23 protein-coding genes are annotated in these 13,601 nt (G+C 44.2%); all 23 read left to right on the top strand.

Features of this window, described 5'->3' with window-relative positions:
* The first annotated feature begins 121 nt into the window (after positions 1-121).
* The 23 genes from UFB30_RS15920 to rplF all read left to right on the top strand — a co-directional run bounded on the left by UFB30_RS15920 (position 122) and on the right by rplF (position 13,587).
* A complete protein-coding gene (locus UFB30_RS15920) occupies positions 122-370 on the top strand; it encodes a 50S ribosomal protein L7ae-like protein (protein ID WP_322422671.1) in 249 nt (82 codons plus the stop codon).
* A 100-nt stretch (positions 371-470) separates the two neighbouring features.
* Positions 471-890, top strand: a complete 420-nt coding sequence (rpsL, locus tag UFB30_RS15915) for a 30S ribosomal protein S12 (protein ID WP_041120831.1) — start codon at positions 471-473, stop codon at positions 888-890.
* A gap of 47 nt (positions 891-937) precedes the next feature.
* Entirely contained in the window at positions 938-1,408 is a 471-nt protein-coding gene (gene rpsG / locus UFB30_RS15910; protein WP_039806267.1) for a 30S ribosomal protein S7, read from the top strand.
* 51 nt (positions 1,409-1,459) lie between these two features.
* Positions 1,460-3,538, top strand: coding sequence for an elongation factor G (gene fusA, locus UFB30_RS15905; protein ID WP_322422670.1), 2,079 nt, complete (start codon positions 1,460-1,462; stop codon positions 3,536-3,538).
* Positions 3,539-3,669: 131 nt separating this feature from the next.
* Positions 3,670-4,860, top strand: coding sequence for an elongation factor Tu (gene tuf / locus UFB30_RS15900; RefSeq protein WP_322422669.1), 1,191 nt, complete (start codon positions 3,670-3,672; stop codon positions 4,858-4,860).
* Between the two features lie 415 nt (positions 4,861-5,275).
* Positions 5,276-5,737: a hypothetical protein gene (locus UFB30_RS15895; RefSeq protein WP_322422668.1), complete on the top strand. Its 462-nt coding sequence runs from the start codon at positions 5,276-5,278 to the stop codon at positions 5,735-5,737.
* A 253-nt stretch (positions 5,738-5,990) separates the two neighbouring features.
* A complete protein-coding gene (gene rpsJ / locus UFB30_RS15890) occupies positions 5,991-6,299 on the top strand; it encodes a 30S ribosomal protein S10 (protein ID WP_039806276.1) in 309 nt (102 codons plus the stop codon).
* A gap of 43 nt (positions 6,300-6,342) precedes the next feature.
* A complete protein-coding gene (gene rplC / locus UFB30_RS15885) occupies positions 6,343-6,972 on the top strand; it encodes a 50S ribosomal protein L3 (protein ID WP_322422667.1) in 630 nt (209 codons plus the stop codon).
* 30 nt (positions 6,973-7,002) lie between these two features.
* Complete coding sequence (gene rplD / locus UFB30_RS15880; RefSeq protein ID WP_039806280.1) at positions 7,003-7,626, top strand: 50S ribosomal protein L4; 624 nt, start codon at positions 7,003-7,005, stop codon at positions 7,624-7,626.
* Entirely contained in the window at positions 7,626-7,910 is a 285-nt protein-coding gene (rplW, locus tag UFB30_RS15875) for a 50S ribosomal protein L23 (protein WP_322422666.1), read from the top strand. Before rplD ends, rplW begins: the two co-directional genes overlap by 1 nt.
* A gap of 34 nt (positions 7,911-7,944) precedes the next feature.
* The gene (rplB, locus tag UFB30_RS15870) at positions 7,945-8,775 is read left to right on the top strand and encodes a 50S ribosomal protein L2 (RefSeq protein WP_322422665.1); all 831 of its coding nucleotides are present in this window, start codon (positions 7,945-7,947) and stop codon (positions 8,773-8,775) included.
* Positions 8,776-8,835: 60 nt separating this feature from the next.
* Entirely contained in the window at positions 8,836-9,114 is a 279-nt protein-coding gene (gene rpsS / locus UFB30_RS15865; RefSeq protein WP_322422664.1) for a 30S ribosomal protein S19, read from the top strand.
* Positions 9,115-9,133: 19 nt separating this feature from the next.
* The gene (rplV, locus tag UFB30_RS15860; RefSeq protein WP_322422663.1) at positions 9,134-9,475 is read left to right on the top strand and encodes a 50S ribosomal protein L22; all 342 of its coding nucleotides are present in this window, start codon (positions 9,134-9,136) and stop codon (positions 9,473-9,475) included.
* Between the two features lie 3 nt (positions 9,476-9,478).
* Positions 9,479-10,141, top strand: coding sequence for a 30S ribosomal protein S3 (gene rpsC / locus UFB30_RS15855; RefSeq protein ID WP_041120840.1), 663 nt, complete (start codon positions 9,479-9,481; stop codon positions 10,139-10,141).
* Between the two features lie 2 nt (positions 10,142-10,143).
* Complete coding sequence (rplP, locus tag UFB30_RS15850) at positions 10,144-10,578, top strand: 50S ribosomal protein L16 (RefSeq protein WP_039806290.1); 435 nt, start codon at positions 10,144-10,146, stop codon at positions 10,576-10,578.
* Positions 10,568-10,768, top strand: coding sequence for a 50S ribosomal protein L29 (gene rpmC / locus UFB30_RS15845; RefSeq protein ID WP_039806292.1), 201 nt, complete (start codon positions 10,568-10,570; stop codon positions 10,766-10,768). The genes rplP and rpmC overlap by 11 nt, the downstream gene beginning before the upstream one ends.
* A 22-nt stretch (positions 10,769-10,790) precedes the next feature.
* Positions 10,791-11,054: a 30S ribosomal protein S17 gene (gene rpsQ, locus UFB30_RS15840; RefSeq protein ID WP_322422662.1), complete on the top strand. Its 264-nt coding sequence runs from the start codon at positions 10,791-10,793 to the stop codon at positions 11,052-11,054.
* Between the two features lie 42 nt (positions 11,055-11,096).
* Entirely contained in the window at positions 11,097-11,465 is a 369-nt protein-coding gene (gene rplN, locus UFB30_RS15835; RefSeq protein ID WP_039806296.1) for a 50S ribosomal protein L14, read from the top strand.
* A 37-nt stretch (positions 11,466-11,502) separates the two neighbouring features.
* Positions 11,503-11,814, top strand: coding sequence for a 50S ribosomal protein L24 (gene rplX, locus UFB30_RS15830; protein ID WP_322422661.1), 312 nt, complete (start codon positions 11,503-11,505; stop codon positions 11,812-11,814).
* A 26-nt stretch (positions 11,815-11,840) separates the two neighbouring features.
* Complete coding sequence (rplE, locus tag UFB30_RS15825) at positions 11,841-12,380, top strand: 50S ribosomal protein L5 (protein WP_322422660.1); 540 nt, start codon at positions 11,841-11,843, stop codon at positions 12,378-12,380.
* 24 nt (positions 12,381-12,404) lie between these two features.
* Positions 12,405-12,590, top strand: a complete 186-nt coding sequence (gene rpsN, locus UFB30_RS15820; RefSeq protein WP_036787751.1) for a 30S ribosomal protein S14 — start codon at positions 12,405-12,407, stop codon at positions 12,588-12,590.
* A 30-nt stretch (positions 12,591-12,620) separates the two neighbouring features.
* Complete coding sequence (rpsH, locus tag UFB30_RS15815) at positions 12,621-13,019, top strand: 30S ribosomal protein S8 (RefSeq protein WP_039806304.1); 399 nt, start codon at positions 12,621-12,623, stop codon at positions 13,017-13,019.
* A gap of 31 nt (positions 13,020-13,050) precedes the next feature.
* The gene (gene rplF, locus UFB30_RS15810) at positions 13,051-13,587 is read left to right on the top strand and encodes a 50S ribosomal protein L6 (protein WP_039806306.1); all 537 of its coding nucleotides are present in this window, start codon (positions 13,051-13,053) and stop codon (positions 13,585-13,587) included.
* Positions 13,588-13,601: the final 14 nt, after the last annotated feature.

Raw genomic sequence — 13,601 nt, 5'->3', positions numbered from 1 at the left:
TCATTAATCTTTATAAAGACACCGTAATTATTTACAAACTTTGTTGACAACCTATCATTGAGATGATAATATATTCAAGGTTGCTACTAATTAACAACCTGTTACTTTGGAGGATATGATTATGTCTTATGAAAAAGTATCACAGGCTAAACACATCGTTGTAGGATCCAAACAAGTTGTAAAGGCACTCAAAGCAGGGTCAGTAAAGGAAGTCATCGTTGCAGAAGATGTCGACCGCCATGTAATTGACCGGGTGCTACTCACCGCTGAAGAGATGAACGTCAACGTTACCCATGTGGATTCAATGAAGAAGCTGGGGAAAGCGTGCGGGATCGAGGTTGGTGCTGCTGCGGTAGCCATTACTATGTAAACATGTTTTTGCAGCAAAAGTTGCAAAGACTTTGTTTTTACCCTAAAATGAACCACCTGGATGTGTGGGCTTAAAATATTGAAGAAGGGAGGACATAAACATGCCTACTATTAACCAATTAGTGCGTAATCCACGCCAATCAAAGGGCTCAAAGTCTGACTCACCAGCACTTAACAAAGGTTACAACAGCTTCAAGAAGAAAGCGACTAACCTTTCATCACCACAAAAGCGTGGTGTTTGTACTCGTGTTGGTACAATGACACCGAAGAAGCCGAACTCGGCACTTCGTAAATACGCTCGTGTGCGTCTTACAAACCAGATCGAGGTTACAGCATACATTCCTGGTATCGGGCACAACCTTCAAGAGCACAGTGTTGTTCTTATCCGTGGAGGACGTGTAAAGGATTTACCAGGGGTACGTTACCACATCGTACGTGGTGCGCTTGATACTGCTGGTGTAGATGGACGCCGTCAGGGTCGTTCACTATACGGTACTAAGAGACCTAAAGACCAAAAGTAATCGATTCAATATAAAGAAGTTATTTTCCTATGAAAGGAGGAAATCACATGCCTCGTAAAGGTGCAGTTGCAAAACGTGATGTTTTACCGGATCCGATTCATAACTCGAAACTGGTAACTCGTCTAGTAAACAAAATCATGATTGACGGAAAGAAAGGTACAGCTCAGCGTATCCTTTATTCTGCTTTCGATATCGTTCAGGAACGTTCTGGTAAAGATGCTCTAGAAGTATTCGACCAGGCGCTTAAGAACATCATGCCAGTTCTTGAAGTACGTGCTCGTCGTGTCGGCGGAGCGAACTATCAGGTACCGGTTGAGGTGCGTCCGGAACGTCGTACTACACTTGGACTTCGCTGGTTAGTTAACTATGCGCGTCTTCGTGGAGAAAAGACAATGGAAGAGCGTCTTGCTAATGAAATTCTTGATGCAGCAAACAACACTGGCGCTTCAGTTAAGAAGCGTGAAGATATGCATAAAATGGCTGAAGCAAATAAAGCATTTGCTCACTACCGCTGGTAAGATTCAGCATTTTATAACACAAATCTCATTTAGTAGGAAGGAGAAAGACCAATGCCTAGAGAGTTCTCCTTAAAAGACACTCGTAATATCGGTATCATGGCTCACATCGATGCTGGTAAAACGACTGCTACGGAGCGTATCCTTTACTACACAGGCCGTATCCACAAGATCGGTGAAACGCACGAAGGTGCATCACAGATGGACTGGATGGAGCAGGAGCAGGAGCGTGGGATCACGATCACATCTGCTGCAACAACTGCTTCATGGAAGGGCCACCGTGTAAACATCATTGATACACCAGGACACGTAGACTTCACAGTAGAAGTTGAACGTTCACTGCGTGTACTTGATGGTGCTGTAGGTGTACTTGATGCCCAGTCGGGTGTTGAGCCGCAGACAGAAACTGTATGGCGTCAGGCGACAACATACGGTGTACCTCGTATCGTATTCGTTAATAAAATGGATAAGATCGGGGCAGACTTCCTTTATTCTGTAGGAACACTGCATGACCGTCTTCAGGCGAATGCACATCCAATTCAACTGCCAATCGGTGCGGAAGATGAATTCGAAGGAATCATCGACCTAGTTGAAAATGTTGCATACTTCTATGAAGATGACCTTGGTACTCGTACTGAGCAGCGTGAAATTCCTGAAGAATACAAGGAACAGGCTGAAGAATACCGTGGAAAGCTAATTGAAGCGGTAGCGGATCTTGATGAAGATCTAATGATGAAATATCTTGAAGGCGAAGAAATGACAGTGGATGAAATCAAAGCTGCAATCCGTAAAGGAACTTGTGACGTTGAATTCTATCCTGTAATCTGTGGTTCTGCTTTCAAAAACAAAGGTGTTCAGCTTCTGCTTGATGCAGTTCTTGACTACCTTCCGTCACCACTTGATGTTAAGCCAATCACAGGACATGTTCCTGAGAGTGAAGAAGAAGTTGTTCGTCCAGCTAGCGACGAAGAGCCATTCTCTGCGCTTGCATTCAAAGTTATGACAGACCCTTATGTAGGTAAGCTTACATTCTTCCGTGTTTATTCTGGTGTACTATCTTCTGGATCTTACGTACAGAATGCAACGAAAGGTAAGCGTGAGCGTGTAGGACGTATCCTGCAGATGCACGCTAACTCTCGTGAAGAAATCGCTGAAGTATATGCTGGAGATATCGCTGCTGCAGTTGGTCTTAAAGACACAACTACAGGGGACACACTATGTGACGAAAAGAGTCTTGTTATTCTTGAGTCTATGGAATTCCCTGAGCCGGTTATCTCTGTTGCGATCGAACCTAAGTCTAAAGCTGACCAGGACAAGATGTCTCAGGCGCTTCAGAAGCTTCAGGAAGAAGATCCAACATTCCACGCGCACACTGACCAGGAAACTGGACAGACGATCATCGCGGGTATGGGTGAACTTCACCTTGATATCCTTGTTGACCGTATGAAGCGTGAATTCAAAGTAGAAGCTAACGTGGGTGCTCCACAGGTATCTTACCGTGAAACATTCCGCGGCTCTGCACAAGTTGAAGGGAAGTTCGTCCGCCAGTCTGGTGGTCGCGGACAGTTCGGTCACGTTAAGATCGAATTCTCTCCAAACGAAGAAGGAGCAGGCTTTGAATTTGAAAATGCAATCGTTGGGGGATCTGTACCACGTGAATACATCCCGGCTGTTCAACAGGGTCTTGAAGACTCACTTGACAACGGTGTACTTGCTGGTTACCCTCTAATCGACATCAAAGCGAAGTTATACGATGGTTCATACCACGATGTTGACTCCTCTGAGATGGCGTTTAAGATTGCTGCATCTATGGCACTTAAAAATGCAGTTTCTAAGTGTAACCCGGTTCTTCTTGAGCCGCTAATGCGCGTAGAAGTTATGATCCCTGAAGAATACATGGGAGACATCATGGGTGACGTTACAGCTCGCCGTGGACGCGTAGAAGGTATGTCTGCTCGCGGTAACACACAAATCGTTAAAGCATTTGTACCGCTTGCTGAAATGTTCGGTTACGCAACTTCACTTCGTTCTAACACGCAGGGACGTGGAACATTCTCAATGTTCTTCGATCACTACGAGGAAGTACCGAAGTCTGTGAGTGAAGAAATCATCAAAAAAAATAAAGGTGAATAATTGATTTCACCCTTACAATAAAGTATAACTACTTATGTAAGCTATGGTGACTCCTGGGACACGTTCCCAGGGTAAGCCATATTTAAAAATAAAACTAATTAACTTTAATTATTTTAAGGAGGAATTCCGTAATGGCTAAGGAAAAATTCGACCGTTCGAAAACCCATGCTAATATTGGTACAATCGGACACGTTGACCATGGTAAAACAACTCTAACTGCTGCAATCACAACTGTACTTCACAAGAAATATGGTCGTGGAACTGCAATGGCATACGATCAAATCGATGGTGCTCCAGAAGAGCGCGAGCGCGGAATCACAATCTCAACTGCACACGTTGAGTACGAAACTGACACTCGTCACTATGCACACGTTGACTGCCCAGGACACGCTGACTATGTTAAGAACATGATCACTGGTGCTGCTCAGATGGACGGCGGTATTCTTGTAGTATCTGCTGCTGATGGCCCAATGCCACAGACTCGTGAGCACATTCTTCTTTCTCGTCAGGTAGGTGTACCTTACCTTGTTGTATTCATGAACAAGTGTGACATGGTAGACGACGAAGAACTACTTGAACTAGTTGAAATGGAAATCCGTGACCTTCTTTCTGAGTACGATTTCCCAGGCGACGATGTTCCTGTAATCAAAGGTTCTGCTCTTAAAGCTCTTGAAGGAGATGCTGAGTGGGAAGAAAAAATCTATGAGCTTATGGAAGCTGTAGATAGCTACATCCCAACTCCAGAGCGTGACACTGAAAAGCCATTCATGATGCCAGTTGAGGACGTATTCTCAATCACTGGTCGTGGTACAGTTGCTACTGGACGTGTTGAGCGTGGACAAGTTAAAGTTGGTGACGAAGTAGAAATCATCGGTCTTTCTGAAGAGCCGAAGAAAACTACTGTTACTGGTGTTGAAATGTTCCGTAAGCTTCTTGACTATGCAGAAGCTGGCGACAACATTGGTGCACTTCTTCGTGGGGTTTCTCGCGACGACATCAACCGTGGACAGGTTCTTGCTAAGCCAGGAACAATCACTCCACACACTAACTTCAAAGCTGAAGTTTATGTTCTATCAAAAGAAGAAGGTGGACGTCACACTCCATTCTTCACTAACTACCGCCCACAGTTCTACTTCCGTACTACGGACGTAACTGGCGTATGTAACCTTCCTGAAGGAGTAGAAATGGTTATGCCTGGCGACAACATCGAAATGACTGTTGAGCTAATCTCTCCTATCGCAATCGAAGAAGGAACTAAGTTCTCTATTCGTGAAGGTGGACGTACAGTAGGCGCTGGCGTTGTAGCTTCTATCCAGAAGTAATTTCTGCTTGCGTATACAGATCCTGCATCCTTATGGGTGCAGGATTTTTTTATTTTTGCATAGGACCTTTTTGATGAATGCTGCAAAGCGCATCAGAAATCAGACCAGCTGAGGAATGTGATCTAAAAATTGGTGAATGTGACCTGAAATTTCATGGATGTGACTCGGAATCTGAGAAAGTGATACAAAAATCACCAATCCGAAAAAATGTGACCCGAAAAATCCGGTATCTGACCCGAAAATCTCAGAATGTGACTCAACAACCTCCACATGTGACCGAATTCCAGCAACAATCTCTCACCACAGCCCGCGTCACACATGCACCACCTCATTCATCATCCAGCTTCCCCACATCCACCAAATCCGCTACACTACTATAGTAGAAACTCATTAACCTGAAAGGAGCATCACCCAAATGCAGCCAATCCACCTCTGGCTATCAGTCTATGACAAGCAGACTAAAAAACCAAAGCGTCAGATCCAGCCGATTCTGCCAATCGTTATGCTTACATACAGAGAATCTCTGAAACACACTCCTGTCACGGAAGGGGAGCTTGCTGCTCTGATTGATCAAAGCCAACTGCACCAACAGTACATCGCACAATTAAAACGATGGGAGAGAGAAGGGTACTTTACTATAGAAGAAAGACGATTCGGTGCCATGGTCTCGAGACTATTTCATTTAGATGAAAAGGCAGCTGCAGCCAATCGCGATTTGAAAAAATTAAAAGACCGCATCGAGTTGCATATGGTCTCTGATGATGATCTTCACTACTTATCTTTCAGTTCGTTATTACAGGACAAACACAAATCATTTCGCACAAATCACCAATGGACAGAAGCAGCCGATCAGCTCATCGCACAGAAAAACCTATGAATTTTCTGCATATTTTCATACCACTTGAAAGACTGGCGGAAGGGTCTTATAATAGACAAAGTGTATTCAGAAAGTAATTTTGCAACAGGGGTTGCACAAATGAATTATTTTCTGTATAATATTTAATGTTGGTCTTTGACTTGCGATGATGCAGGAGGTTGCCGACACACCCGGCCGCTTTGCCATGGCTCGTGTGTGGGAAATTTCTGCGGAGAATGTCTATTCCTAAATAGGCGATAAAGGAGGGAAAATAATGGCAAAACAAAAAATCCGTATCCGTTTGAAAGCATATGATCACAGAATTCTTGATCAGTCTGCTGAGAAGATTGTTGAAACTGCAAAACGTTCAGGTGCTAGTGTTTCGGGTCCAATCCCGCTTCCAACTGAAAAGTCTGTTTACACAATTCTTCGTGCGGTCCACAAATATAAGGATGCTCGTGAGCAGTTTGAAATGCGCACGCACAAGCGTCTGGTAGACATTGTGAACCCAACACCACAAACGGTAGATGCGCTAATGCGTCTTGATTTACCGTCTGGCGTTGACATCGAAATCAAACTTTAATCAACAAAAAATACATGAATAAACATTATAGGAGGTGTGACTAATGACCAAAGGAATCTTAGGAAGAAAGATTGGAATGACTCAGGTTTTTGCTGAGAACGGCGATCTTATCCCAGTAACAGTTATCGAAGCTACTCCAAACGTAGTTCTTCAAAAGAAAGCTGTTGATACTGACGGATACGAATCAATCCAGATCGGTTTCGAAGACAAGCGCGAAAAGCTTGCTAACAAACCATCAAAAGGACATGCCGCTAAAGCTGAAACGGCTCCTAAGCGCTTCGCCCGTGAAATCCGCGGTGTTGAGCTTGGCGAGTATGAGATTGGTCAAGAAGTCAAGGTTGATATTTTCGCAGAAGGCGATGTAGTAGATGTAACAGGAGTATCGAAGGGTAAAGGTTTTCAGGGTGCAATCAAGCGTCACAACCAATCCCGCGGACCGATGACACACGGTTCTCGTTACCACCGTCGTCCTGGTTCAATGGGTCCTGTAGATCCAAACCGCGTATTCAAAGGTAAACTACTACCTGGACGCATGGGCGGAGAAAGAATTACAGTTCAGAACCTTTCAATCGTTAAGGTTGATGCTGAGCGTAATCTATTACTTGTAAAAGGGAACGTTCCTGGCCCTAACAAGTCACTTATCACAGTAAAAAGCGCGATTAAAGCGAAATAATAAACGTTAATCGGAAAGGAGGAAACAGGAATGCCTAAAGTATCCGTATTCAAACAGGATGGTTCACAAGCTGGTGATATCGAGCTTAACGAATCCATCTTCGGCATTGAGCCAAACAACGCAGTGATGTTCGAAACTGTACTGATGCAGCGTGCTGCACAGCGTCAGGGAACTCACAAAGTAAAAAATCGTTCTGAAGTAGCCGGCGGCGGTCGTAAGCCATGGCGTCAGAAGGGAACTGGACGTGCCCGTCAAGGTTCGATCCGTTCACCACAATGGCGCGGCGGTGGTACTGTATTCGGTCCAACACCACGCAGCTATAGCTATAAGCTTCCTAAAAAAGTTCGTCGTCTGGCGATCAAATCAGCTCTTTCAAGCAAAGTTGCTGAAGAAAACATCTTAGTTCTAGAGGCGCTTTCATTCGAATCGCCAAAAACGAAGGAATTTGCTTCAGTATTAAGCAGCCTTTCACTAGACAAGAAGGTCCTAGTTGTGACTGAAGGTCTTGACGAAAACGTTGCTCTATCTGGACGTAACATTCCAGGCGTAACAGTTATTTCTGCTACTGGCGTCAACGTACTTGATGTACTTGGCCACGACAAAGTGGTTATGACGAAAGGTGCAGTTCAAAAAGTAGAGGAGGTGCTTGCATAATGGATGCTCGCGATATTATTAAGCGCCCCGTAATTACTGAGCGTTCTTCAGACCTTATGGGTGAGAAGAAATACACGTTCGAAGTCGACACTCGTGCGAACAAAACACAAGTGAAAGACGCAATCCAGGAAATCTTTGGAGTGGATGTTGAGAAAGTAAACATCATGAACTACAAAGGTAAATTCAAGCGCATGGGACGTTACACTGGTTTTACTAACAAGCGTCGCAAAGCAATTGTAACCCTGACAGAAGATAGCAAAGAAATCGAATTTTTCGAGGTTTAAAATAAACCGATAAATAGAAGAGGAGGGAACAGACATGGCGATTAAAAAGTACAAACCTACCTCTAACGGTCGTCGCGGCATGACAGCTTCTGACTTTGCTGAGATTACAACTAGCAAGCCGGAAAAATCACTTCTTGCGCCTATTAAGCGTAAAGGTGGCCGTAACAACCAGGGTAAGTTAACAGTTCGTCATCATGGTGGAGGCCATAAGCGCCAATACCGTGTCATCGATTTCGCTCGTACGAAAGATGGCATTCCAGGACGCGTTGCTACGATCGAATACGATCCAAACCGTTCAGCAAACATTGCACTAATCAACTACGTTGATGGTGAGAAGCGTTATATCCTAGCTCCTAAAGGATTAGTAGTAGGCATGGAAATCATGTCAGGTCCTGAAGCGGACATCAAAACAGGTAACGCACTTCCACTAATCAACATCCCAGTGGGTACTGTAATCCACAACATCGAGCTTAAGCCTGGTAAAGGTGGTCAGCTAGTACGTTCAGCTGGTACATCAGCACAGGTTCTAGGTAAAGAAGGTAAATACGTACTTGTACGTCTTAACTCAGGCGAAACTCGTATGATCCTTGCAACTTGCCGTGCTACAGTAGGACAAGTTGGTAACGAACAGCACGAACTAATCAACATCGGTAAAGCAGGACGTTCACGCTGGTTAGGCAAACGCCCAACTGTACGTGGATCTGTAATGAACCCGAATGATCACCCACACGGTGGTGGTGAAGGTAAAGCGCCAATCGGCCGTAAATCACCAATGTCACCATGGGGCAAACCAACTCTTGGTTACAAGACTCGTAAGAAGACAAACAAGTCCGATAAGTTTATCGTACGCCGTCGTAAAAAATAACGGGATTGAGCTACGGTTCAACAAACGAACCGTAGGGCAATCACGAAAGGAGGTTCCAGTATGGGTCGCAGCTTGAAAAAAGGACCTTTCGTGGACGATCACTTAATGTCAAAGGTTGAGAAGCTTAATGAAGCGGACAAGAAGCAGGTTGTAAAAACTTGGTCTCGCCGTTCTACAATCTTCCCTAACTTCATCGGTCATACAATTGCTGTATACGATGGACGTAAGCACGTACCGGTTTACGTGACTGAAGATATGGTTGGTCACAAACTTGGTGAATTCGCACCAAGCCGTACGTACAAAGGTCACGCAAGTGATGATAAGAAAACAAGACGCTAATTGAGAGGAGGCTATCCTAATGCAAGCAAAAGCTGTTGCAAGAACAGTTCGTATTGCTCCTCGTAAAGTACGCCTAGTAGCAGATTTAATCCGCGGTAAGCAGGTTGGCGAAGCGGTGGCTATTTTAAACCACACACCACGCGCTGCATCACCAGTAATCGAGAAAGTATTAAAATCTGCTGTAGCGAACGCTGAGCATAATTACGACATGGACATTAACAACCTTGTGATTTCTGAAGCATTTGTAAACGAAGGACCAACACTTAAACGTTTCCGTCCTCGTGCACAAGGCCGTGCAAGTGCCATTAATAAACGTACAAGCCACATTACAATCGTGGTATCTGAAAAAAAGGAGGGATAACGCGTGGGTCAAAAAGTACATCCAATTGGACTACGTATCGGAGTCATTCGTGACTGGGAATCAAAATGGTTCGCAGGAAAAGACTACGCAGACTTACTTCATGAAGACCTTAAAGTACGTGACTACATTGAAGGTCGTCTGAAAGAAGCATCAGTTTCTAAAGTAGAAATCGAACGTGCGGCTAACCGCATTAATATTACAATTCACACTGCTAAGCCAGGTATGGTTATCGGTAAAGGTGGTACTGAAGTCGAAGCACTTCGTAAAGACCTTAACAAGATCACTGGCAAGCGAGTTCACATCAACATCGTTGAAATCAAACGCGCTGATCTTGATGCGAAACTTGTAGGTGAAAACATTGCACGTCAACTGGAAAACCGTGTGTCTTTCCGTCGTGCACAAAAACAATCAATCCAACGCACAATGCGTGCTGGCGCTAAAGGGATCAAAACTCAGGTTTCTGGTCGTCTAGGCGGAGCAGACATCGCACGTGCTGAACATTACAGTGAAGGTACTGTTCCACTTCATACTCTTCGTGCTGACATCGACTACGCTCACGTTGAAGCGGATACTACGTATGGTAAGCTTGGAGTTAAAGTATGGATCTACCGTGGAGAAGTTCTTCCTACCAAGAACCACAAGAAATCCGAGGAAGGAGGAAACTAATCATGTTATTACCTAAACGCGTTAAATATCGTCGTGTACACCGTGGAAAGATGCGCGGACAGGCAAAAGGCGGTACTGAAGTAAGCTTTGGTGAATACGGTCTTCAAGCTCTTGAAGCTAGCTGGATCACTAACCGTCAGATCGAGTCTGCTCGTATCGCGATGACACGTTACATGAAACGTGGCGGTAAAGTATGGATTAAAATCTTCCCACACAAGCCTTACACTAAGAAACCTCTAGAAGTCCGAATGGGTTCCGGTAAAGGGGCACCAGAAGGATGGGTAGCAGTTGTAAAGCCGGGTAAGATTATGTTCGAAATCGCTGGAGTATCTGAAGAAGTTGCTCGTGAAGCACTTCGTCTTGCATCACACAAACTTCCGGTTAAGACTAAGTTTGTAAAACGAGAAGAAATTGGTGGTGAATCAAATGAAAGCTAATGAAATTCGTGACCTAACCACTGCCGAAATTGAACAAAAAGTAAAATCTTTGAAGGAAGAGCTATTTAACCTTCGTTTCCAACTGGCTACTGGTCAGCTTGAAAACACTGCTCGCATCCGTCAAGTACGAAAAGCCATTGCTCGCATGAAAACCGTGATTCGTGAAAGAGAAATTGGCGCTAACAACTGATAACTGAGAGGAGGTTTGCAGCATGAGTGAACGCAACCAGCGTAAAGTTTACACTGGCCGTGTTGTTTCGGACAAAATGGACAAAACAATCACAGTGCTAGTAGAAACGCAAAAGAAACATTCACTTTATGGCAAACGAGTAAAGTACTCTAAAAAGTACAAAGCTCACGATGAACAAAACCAAGCCAAAGTTGGCGACATTGTTCGTATTATGGAAACTCGTCCGCTTTCAGCAACAAAACGTTTCCGTCTAGTGGAAGTCGTAGAAGAAGCGGTTATTATCTAATATATTGTTCGGAAATGTTAATTCCGAAGGGAGGTAACCTACATGATTCAACAGGAATCGCGTTTAAAAGTAGCTGACAACTCTGGCGCACGTGAAGTGTTAACCATTAAAGTTCTTGGAGGTTCAGGCCGCAAGACTGCTAATATTGGTGATGTGATCGTCTGCACAGTGAAACAAGCAACACCAGGAGGCGTTGTTAAAAAAGGTGAAGTTGTAAGAGCGGTAATCGTTCGTACAAAGAGCGGCGTTCGTCGTAAAGATGGTACGTACATCAAGTTCGATGAGAATGCTTGTGTCATCATCCGTGACGACAAAGGCCCTCGTGGAACTCGTATCTTCGGACCGGTTGCTCGTGAACTTCGTGACAGCAACTTCATGAAGATTGTTTCTCTAGCACCAGAAGTTCTTTAATTGATAATCAACCACCGTATCAAGGAGGTGCGACAGGATGCACGTTAAAAAAGGCGACAAAGTAATGGTTATTTCCGGAAAAGATAAAGGCAAAACAGGTACTGTTCTTGCTGCTTCTCCGAAAACTGACCGCGTAGTTGTTGAAGGTGTGAATATCGTTAAGAAACATTCAAAACCTTCACAAATGAATCCACAAGGTGGAATCTCCAATATGGAGGCAGCTATTCACGTATCAAACGTGATGCTGATCGATCCGAAAACAAACGAACCAACACGCGTTGGTTACAAAGTTGAGGACGGCAAGAAAGTACGTATTGCTAAAAAATCAGGTGAATCTTTAGATAAATAGTTAATGAAGAGGGGAGGTACTCAAGCATGAACCGCCTAAAAGAAAAGTTCAATAATGAAATTACACCTGCTCTAGTTAAGAAGTTCGATTACACTTCTGTAATGCAGGTGCCAAAAATCGAAAAAATCGTAATCAACATGGGTGTTGGTGAAGCAGTTCAAAACACTAAATCACTAGATACAGCTGTAGAGGAGCTTACGACAATCACTGGTCAAAAGCCTTTGATTACAAAAGCTAAGAAATCTATCGCAGGCTTCCGTCTTCGTGAAGGTATGCCAATCGGTGCGAAAGTTACACTTCGCGGCGAGCGTATGTATGACTTCCTAGACAAGCTAATCTCTGTATCTCTTCCACGTGTACGTGACTTCCGCGGAGTATCTAAAAAGTCTTTCGACGGTCGCGGTAACTACACTCTTGGTGTTAAAGAGCAGCTTATCTTCCCAGAGATCGATTATGACAAAGTGAACAAAGTACGTGGCATGGACATCGTAATTGTAACGACAGCTAACTCAGACGAAGAGTCTCGTGAGCTTCTAACACAATTCGGTATGCCATTCCAAAAGTAATCTCTATAAAAGGGAGGCGTAAACGTGGCTAAAAAATCAATGATTGCGAAACAACAGCGCAAGCAAAAATTTAAAGTACAAGAGTATACACGTTGCGAACGTTGCGGACGTCCACACTCAGTACTACGTAAATTCAAGCTGTGCCGTATTTGTTTCCGTGAACTAGCATACAAGGGTCAAATTCCTGGCGTTAAGAAAGCCAGCTGGTAATACCCGATTTTGGGAAGGAGGTAAATTAATATGACAATGACAGATCCAATCGCAGATCTTCTGACTCGCATCCGTAATGCGAATCAAGTTCGTCACGAGAAGCTAGAGGTACCTGCTTCTAACATGAAGAAAGAAATCGCAGAAATCCTTAAGCGTGAAGGTTTCATCCGTGACGTTGAATATATCGAGGACAGCAAGCAGGGTATCATTCGCATCTTCCTTAAGTATGGTGCAAACAATGAGCGTGTTATCACTGGCCTTAAGCGTATTTCAAAACCAGGTCTTCGTGTTTACGCAAAAGCTGATGAGCTTCCACGCGTACTGAACGGCCTAGGAATTGCAATCGTATCTACTTCAACTGGCGTTGTAACTGACAAAGAAGCTCGCGCTAAGCAAGTTGGCGGAGAAGTTCTAGCATACGTCTGGTAATATTTTTTAATCGAAAGAGAGGTGCAACAAAATGTCTCGTGTAGGAAAAAAACCAATCGAGGTACCTTCAGATGTAACATTAACTTTTGACGGTTCACATGTTACTGCTAAAGGACCTAAAGGTGAACTTTCATTCACTTTTAACTCAGAAATGAAATTCGAGCAGGAAGGCAGCACACTTACAGTTGTCCGTCCTTCTGACTCTAAAGAACACCGTACAATCCACGGTACAACTCGTGCGATCCTGAACAACATGATCGAGGGTGTATCTAAAGGTTTCGAACGTAGCCTTGAGCTTATCGGGGTTGGATATCGTGCACAGAAACAAGGTAACAAGCTTGTTCTTAACGTAGGATACTCTCACCCAGTTGAGATCACACCGGAAGAAGGAATCGAAATCGAAGTTCCTTCAAACACAAAGGTTACAATTAAAGGCGCAAGCAAAGAGCGCGTTGGCGCACTAGCTGCAAACATCCGTGACGTACGTCCTCCAGAGCCTTACAAAGGTAAAGGAATCCGTTACGAAGGCGAATATGTTCGTCGTAAAGAAGGTAAAACAGGTAAATAATGCCGCCTAGGCGC

It is taken from the genome of Jeotgalibacillus haloalkalitolerans, from assembly GCF_034427455.1.
Taxonomy (GTDB): Bacteria; Bacillota; Bacilli; order Bacillales; family Jeotgalibacillaceae; genus Jeotgalibacillus; species Jeotgalibacillus haloalkalitolerans.
This window is presented reverse-complemented; position numbering and strand designations above follow the sequence as displayed.

Excerpts from the sequence above, each read along its gene's own strand:
- UFB30_RS15920 (WP_322422671.1), top strand. The coding sequence starts at position 122 with ATGTCTTATGAAAAAGTATCACAGGCTAAACACATCGTTGTAGGATCC.
- rpsL (WP_041120831.1), top strand. The coding sequence starts at position 471 with ATGCCTACTATTAACCAATTAGTGCGTAATCCACGCCAATCAAAGGGC.
- rpsG (WP_039806267.1), top strand. The coding sequence starts at position 938 with ATGCCTCGTAAAGGTGCAGTTGCAAAACGTGATGTTTTACCGGATCCG.
- fusA (WP_322422670.1), top strand. The coding sequence starts at position 1,460 with ATGCCTAGAGAGTTCTCCTTAAAAGACACTCGTAATATCGGTATCATG.
- tuf (WP_322422669.1), top strand. The coding sequence starts at position 3,670 with ATGGCTAAGGAAAAATTCGACCGTTCGAAAACCCATGCTAATATTGGT.
- UFB30_RS15895 (WP_322422668.1), top strand. The coding sequence starts at position 5,276 with ATGCAGCCAATCCACCTCTGGCTATCAGTCTATGACAAGCAGACTAAA.
- rpsJ (WP_039806276.1), top strand. The coding sequence starts at position 5,991 with ATGGCAAAACAAAAAATCCGTATCCGTTTGAAAGCATATGATCACAGA.
- rplC (WP_322422667.1), top strand. The coding sequence starts at position 6,343 with ATGACCAAAGGAATCTTAGGAAGAAAGATTGGAATGACTCAGGTTTTT.
- rplD (WP_039806280.1), top strand. The coding sequence starts at position 7,003 with ATGCCTAAAGTATCCGTATTCAAACAGGATGGTTCACAAGCTGGTGAT.
- rplW (WP_322422666.1), top strand. The coding sequence starts at position 7,626 with ATGGATGCTCGCGATATTATTAAGCGCCCCGTAATTACTGAGCGTTCT.
- rplB (WP_322422665.1), top strand. The coding sequence starts at position 7,945 with ATGGCGATTAAAAAGTACAAACCTACCTCTAACGGTCGTCGCGGCATG.
- rpsS (WP_322422664.1), top strand. The coding sequence starts at position 8,836 with ATGGGTCGCAGCTTGAAAAAAGGACCTTTCGTGGACGATCACTTAATG.
- rplV (WP_322422663.1), top strand. The coding sequence starts at position 9,134 with ATGCAAGCAAAAGCTGTTGCAAGAACAGTTCGTATTGCTCCTCGTAAA.
- rplP (WP_039806290.1), top strand. The coding sequence starts at position 10,144 with ATGTTATTACCTAAACGCGTTAAATATCGTCGTGTACACCGTGGAAAG.
- rpmC (WP_039806292.1), top strand. The coding sequence starts at position 10,568 with ATGAAAGCTAATGAAATTCGTGACCTAACCACTGCCGAAATTGAACAA.
- rpsQ (WP_322422662.1), top strand. The coding sequence starts at position 10,791 with ATGAGTGAACGCAACCAGCGTAAAGTTTACACTGGCCGTGTTGTTTCG.
- rplN (WP_039806296.1), top strand. The coding sequence starts at position 11,097 with ATGATTCAACAGGAATCGCGTTTAAAAGTAGCTGACAACTCTGGCGCA.
- rplX (WP_322422661.1), top strand. The coding sequence starts at position 11,503 with ATGCACGTTAAAAAAGGCGACAAAGTAATGGTTATTTCCGGAAAAGAT.
- rplE (WP_322422660.1), top strand. The coding sequence starts at position 11,841 with ATGAACCGCCTAAAAGAAAAGTTCAATAATGAAATTACACCTGCTCTA.
- rpsH (WP_039806304.1), top strand. The coding sequence starts at position 12,621 with ATGACAATGACAGATCCAATCGCAGATCTTCTGACTCGCATCCGTAAT.
- rplF (WP_039806306.1), top strand. The coding sequence starts at position 13,051 with ATGTCTCGTGTAGGAAAAAAACCAATCGAGGTACCTTCAGATGTAACA.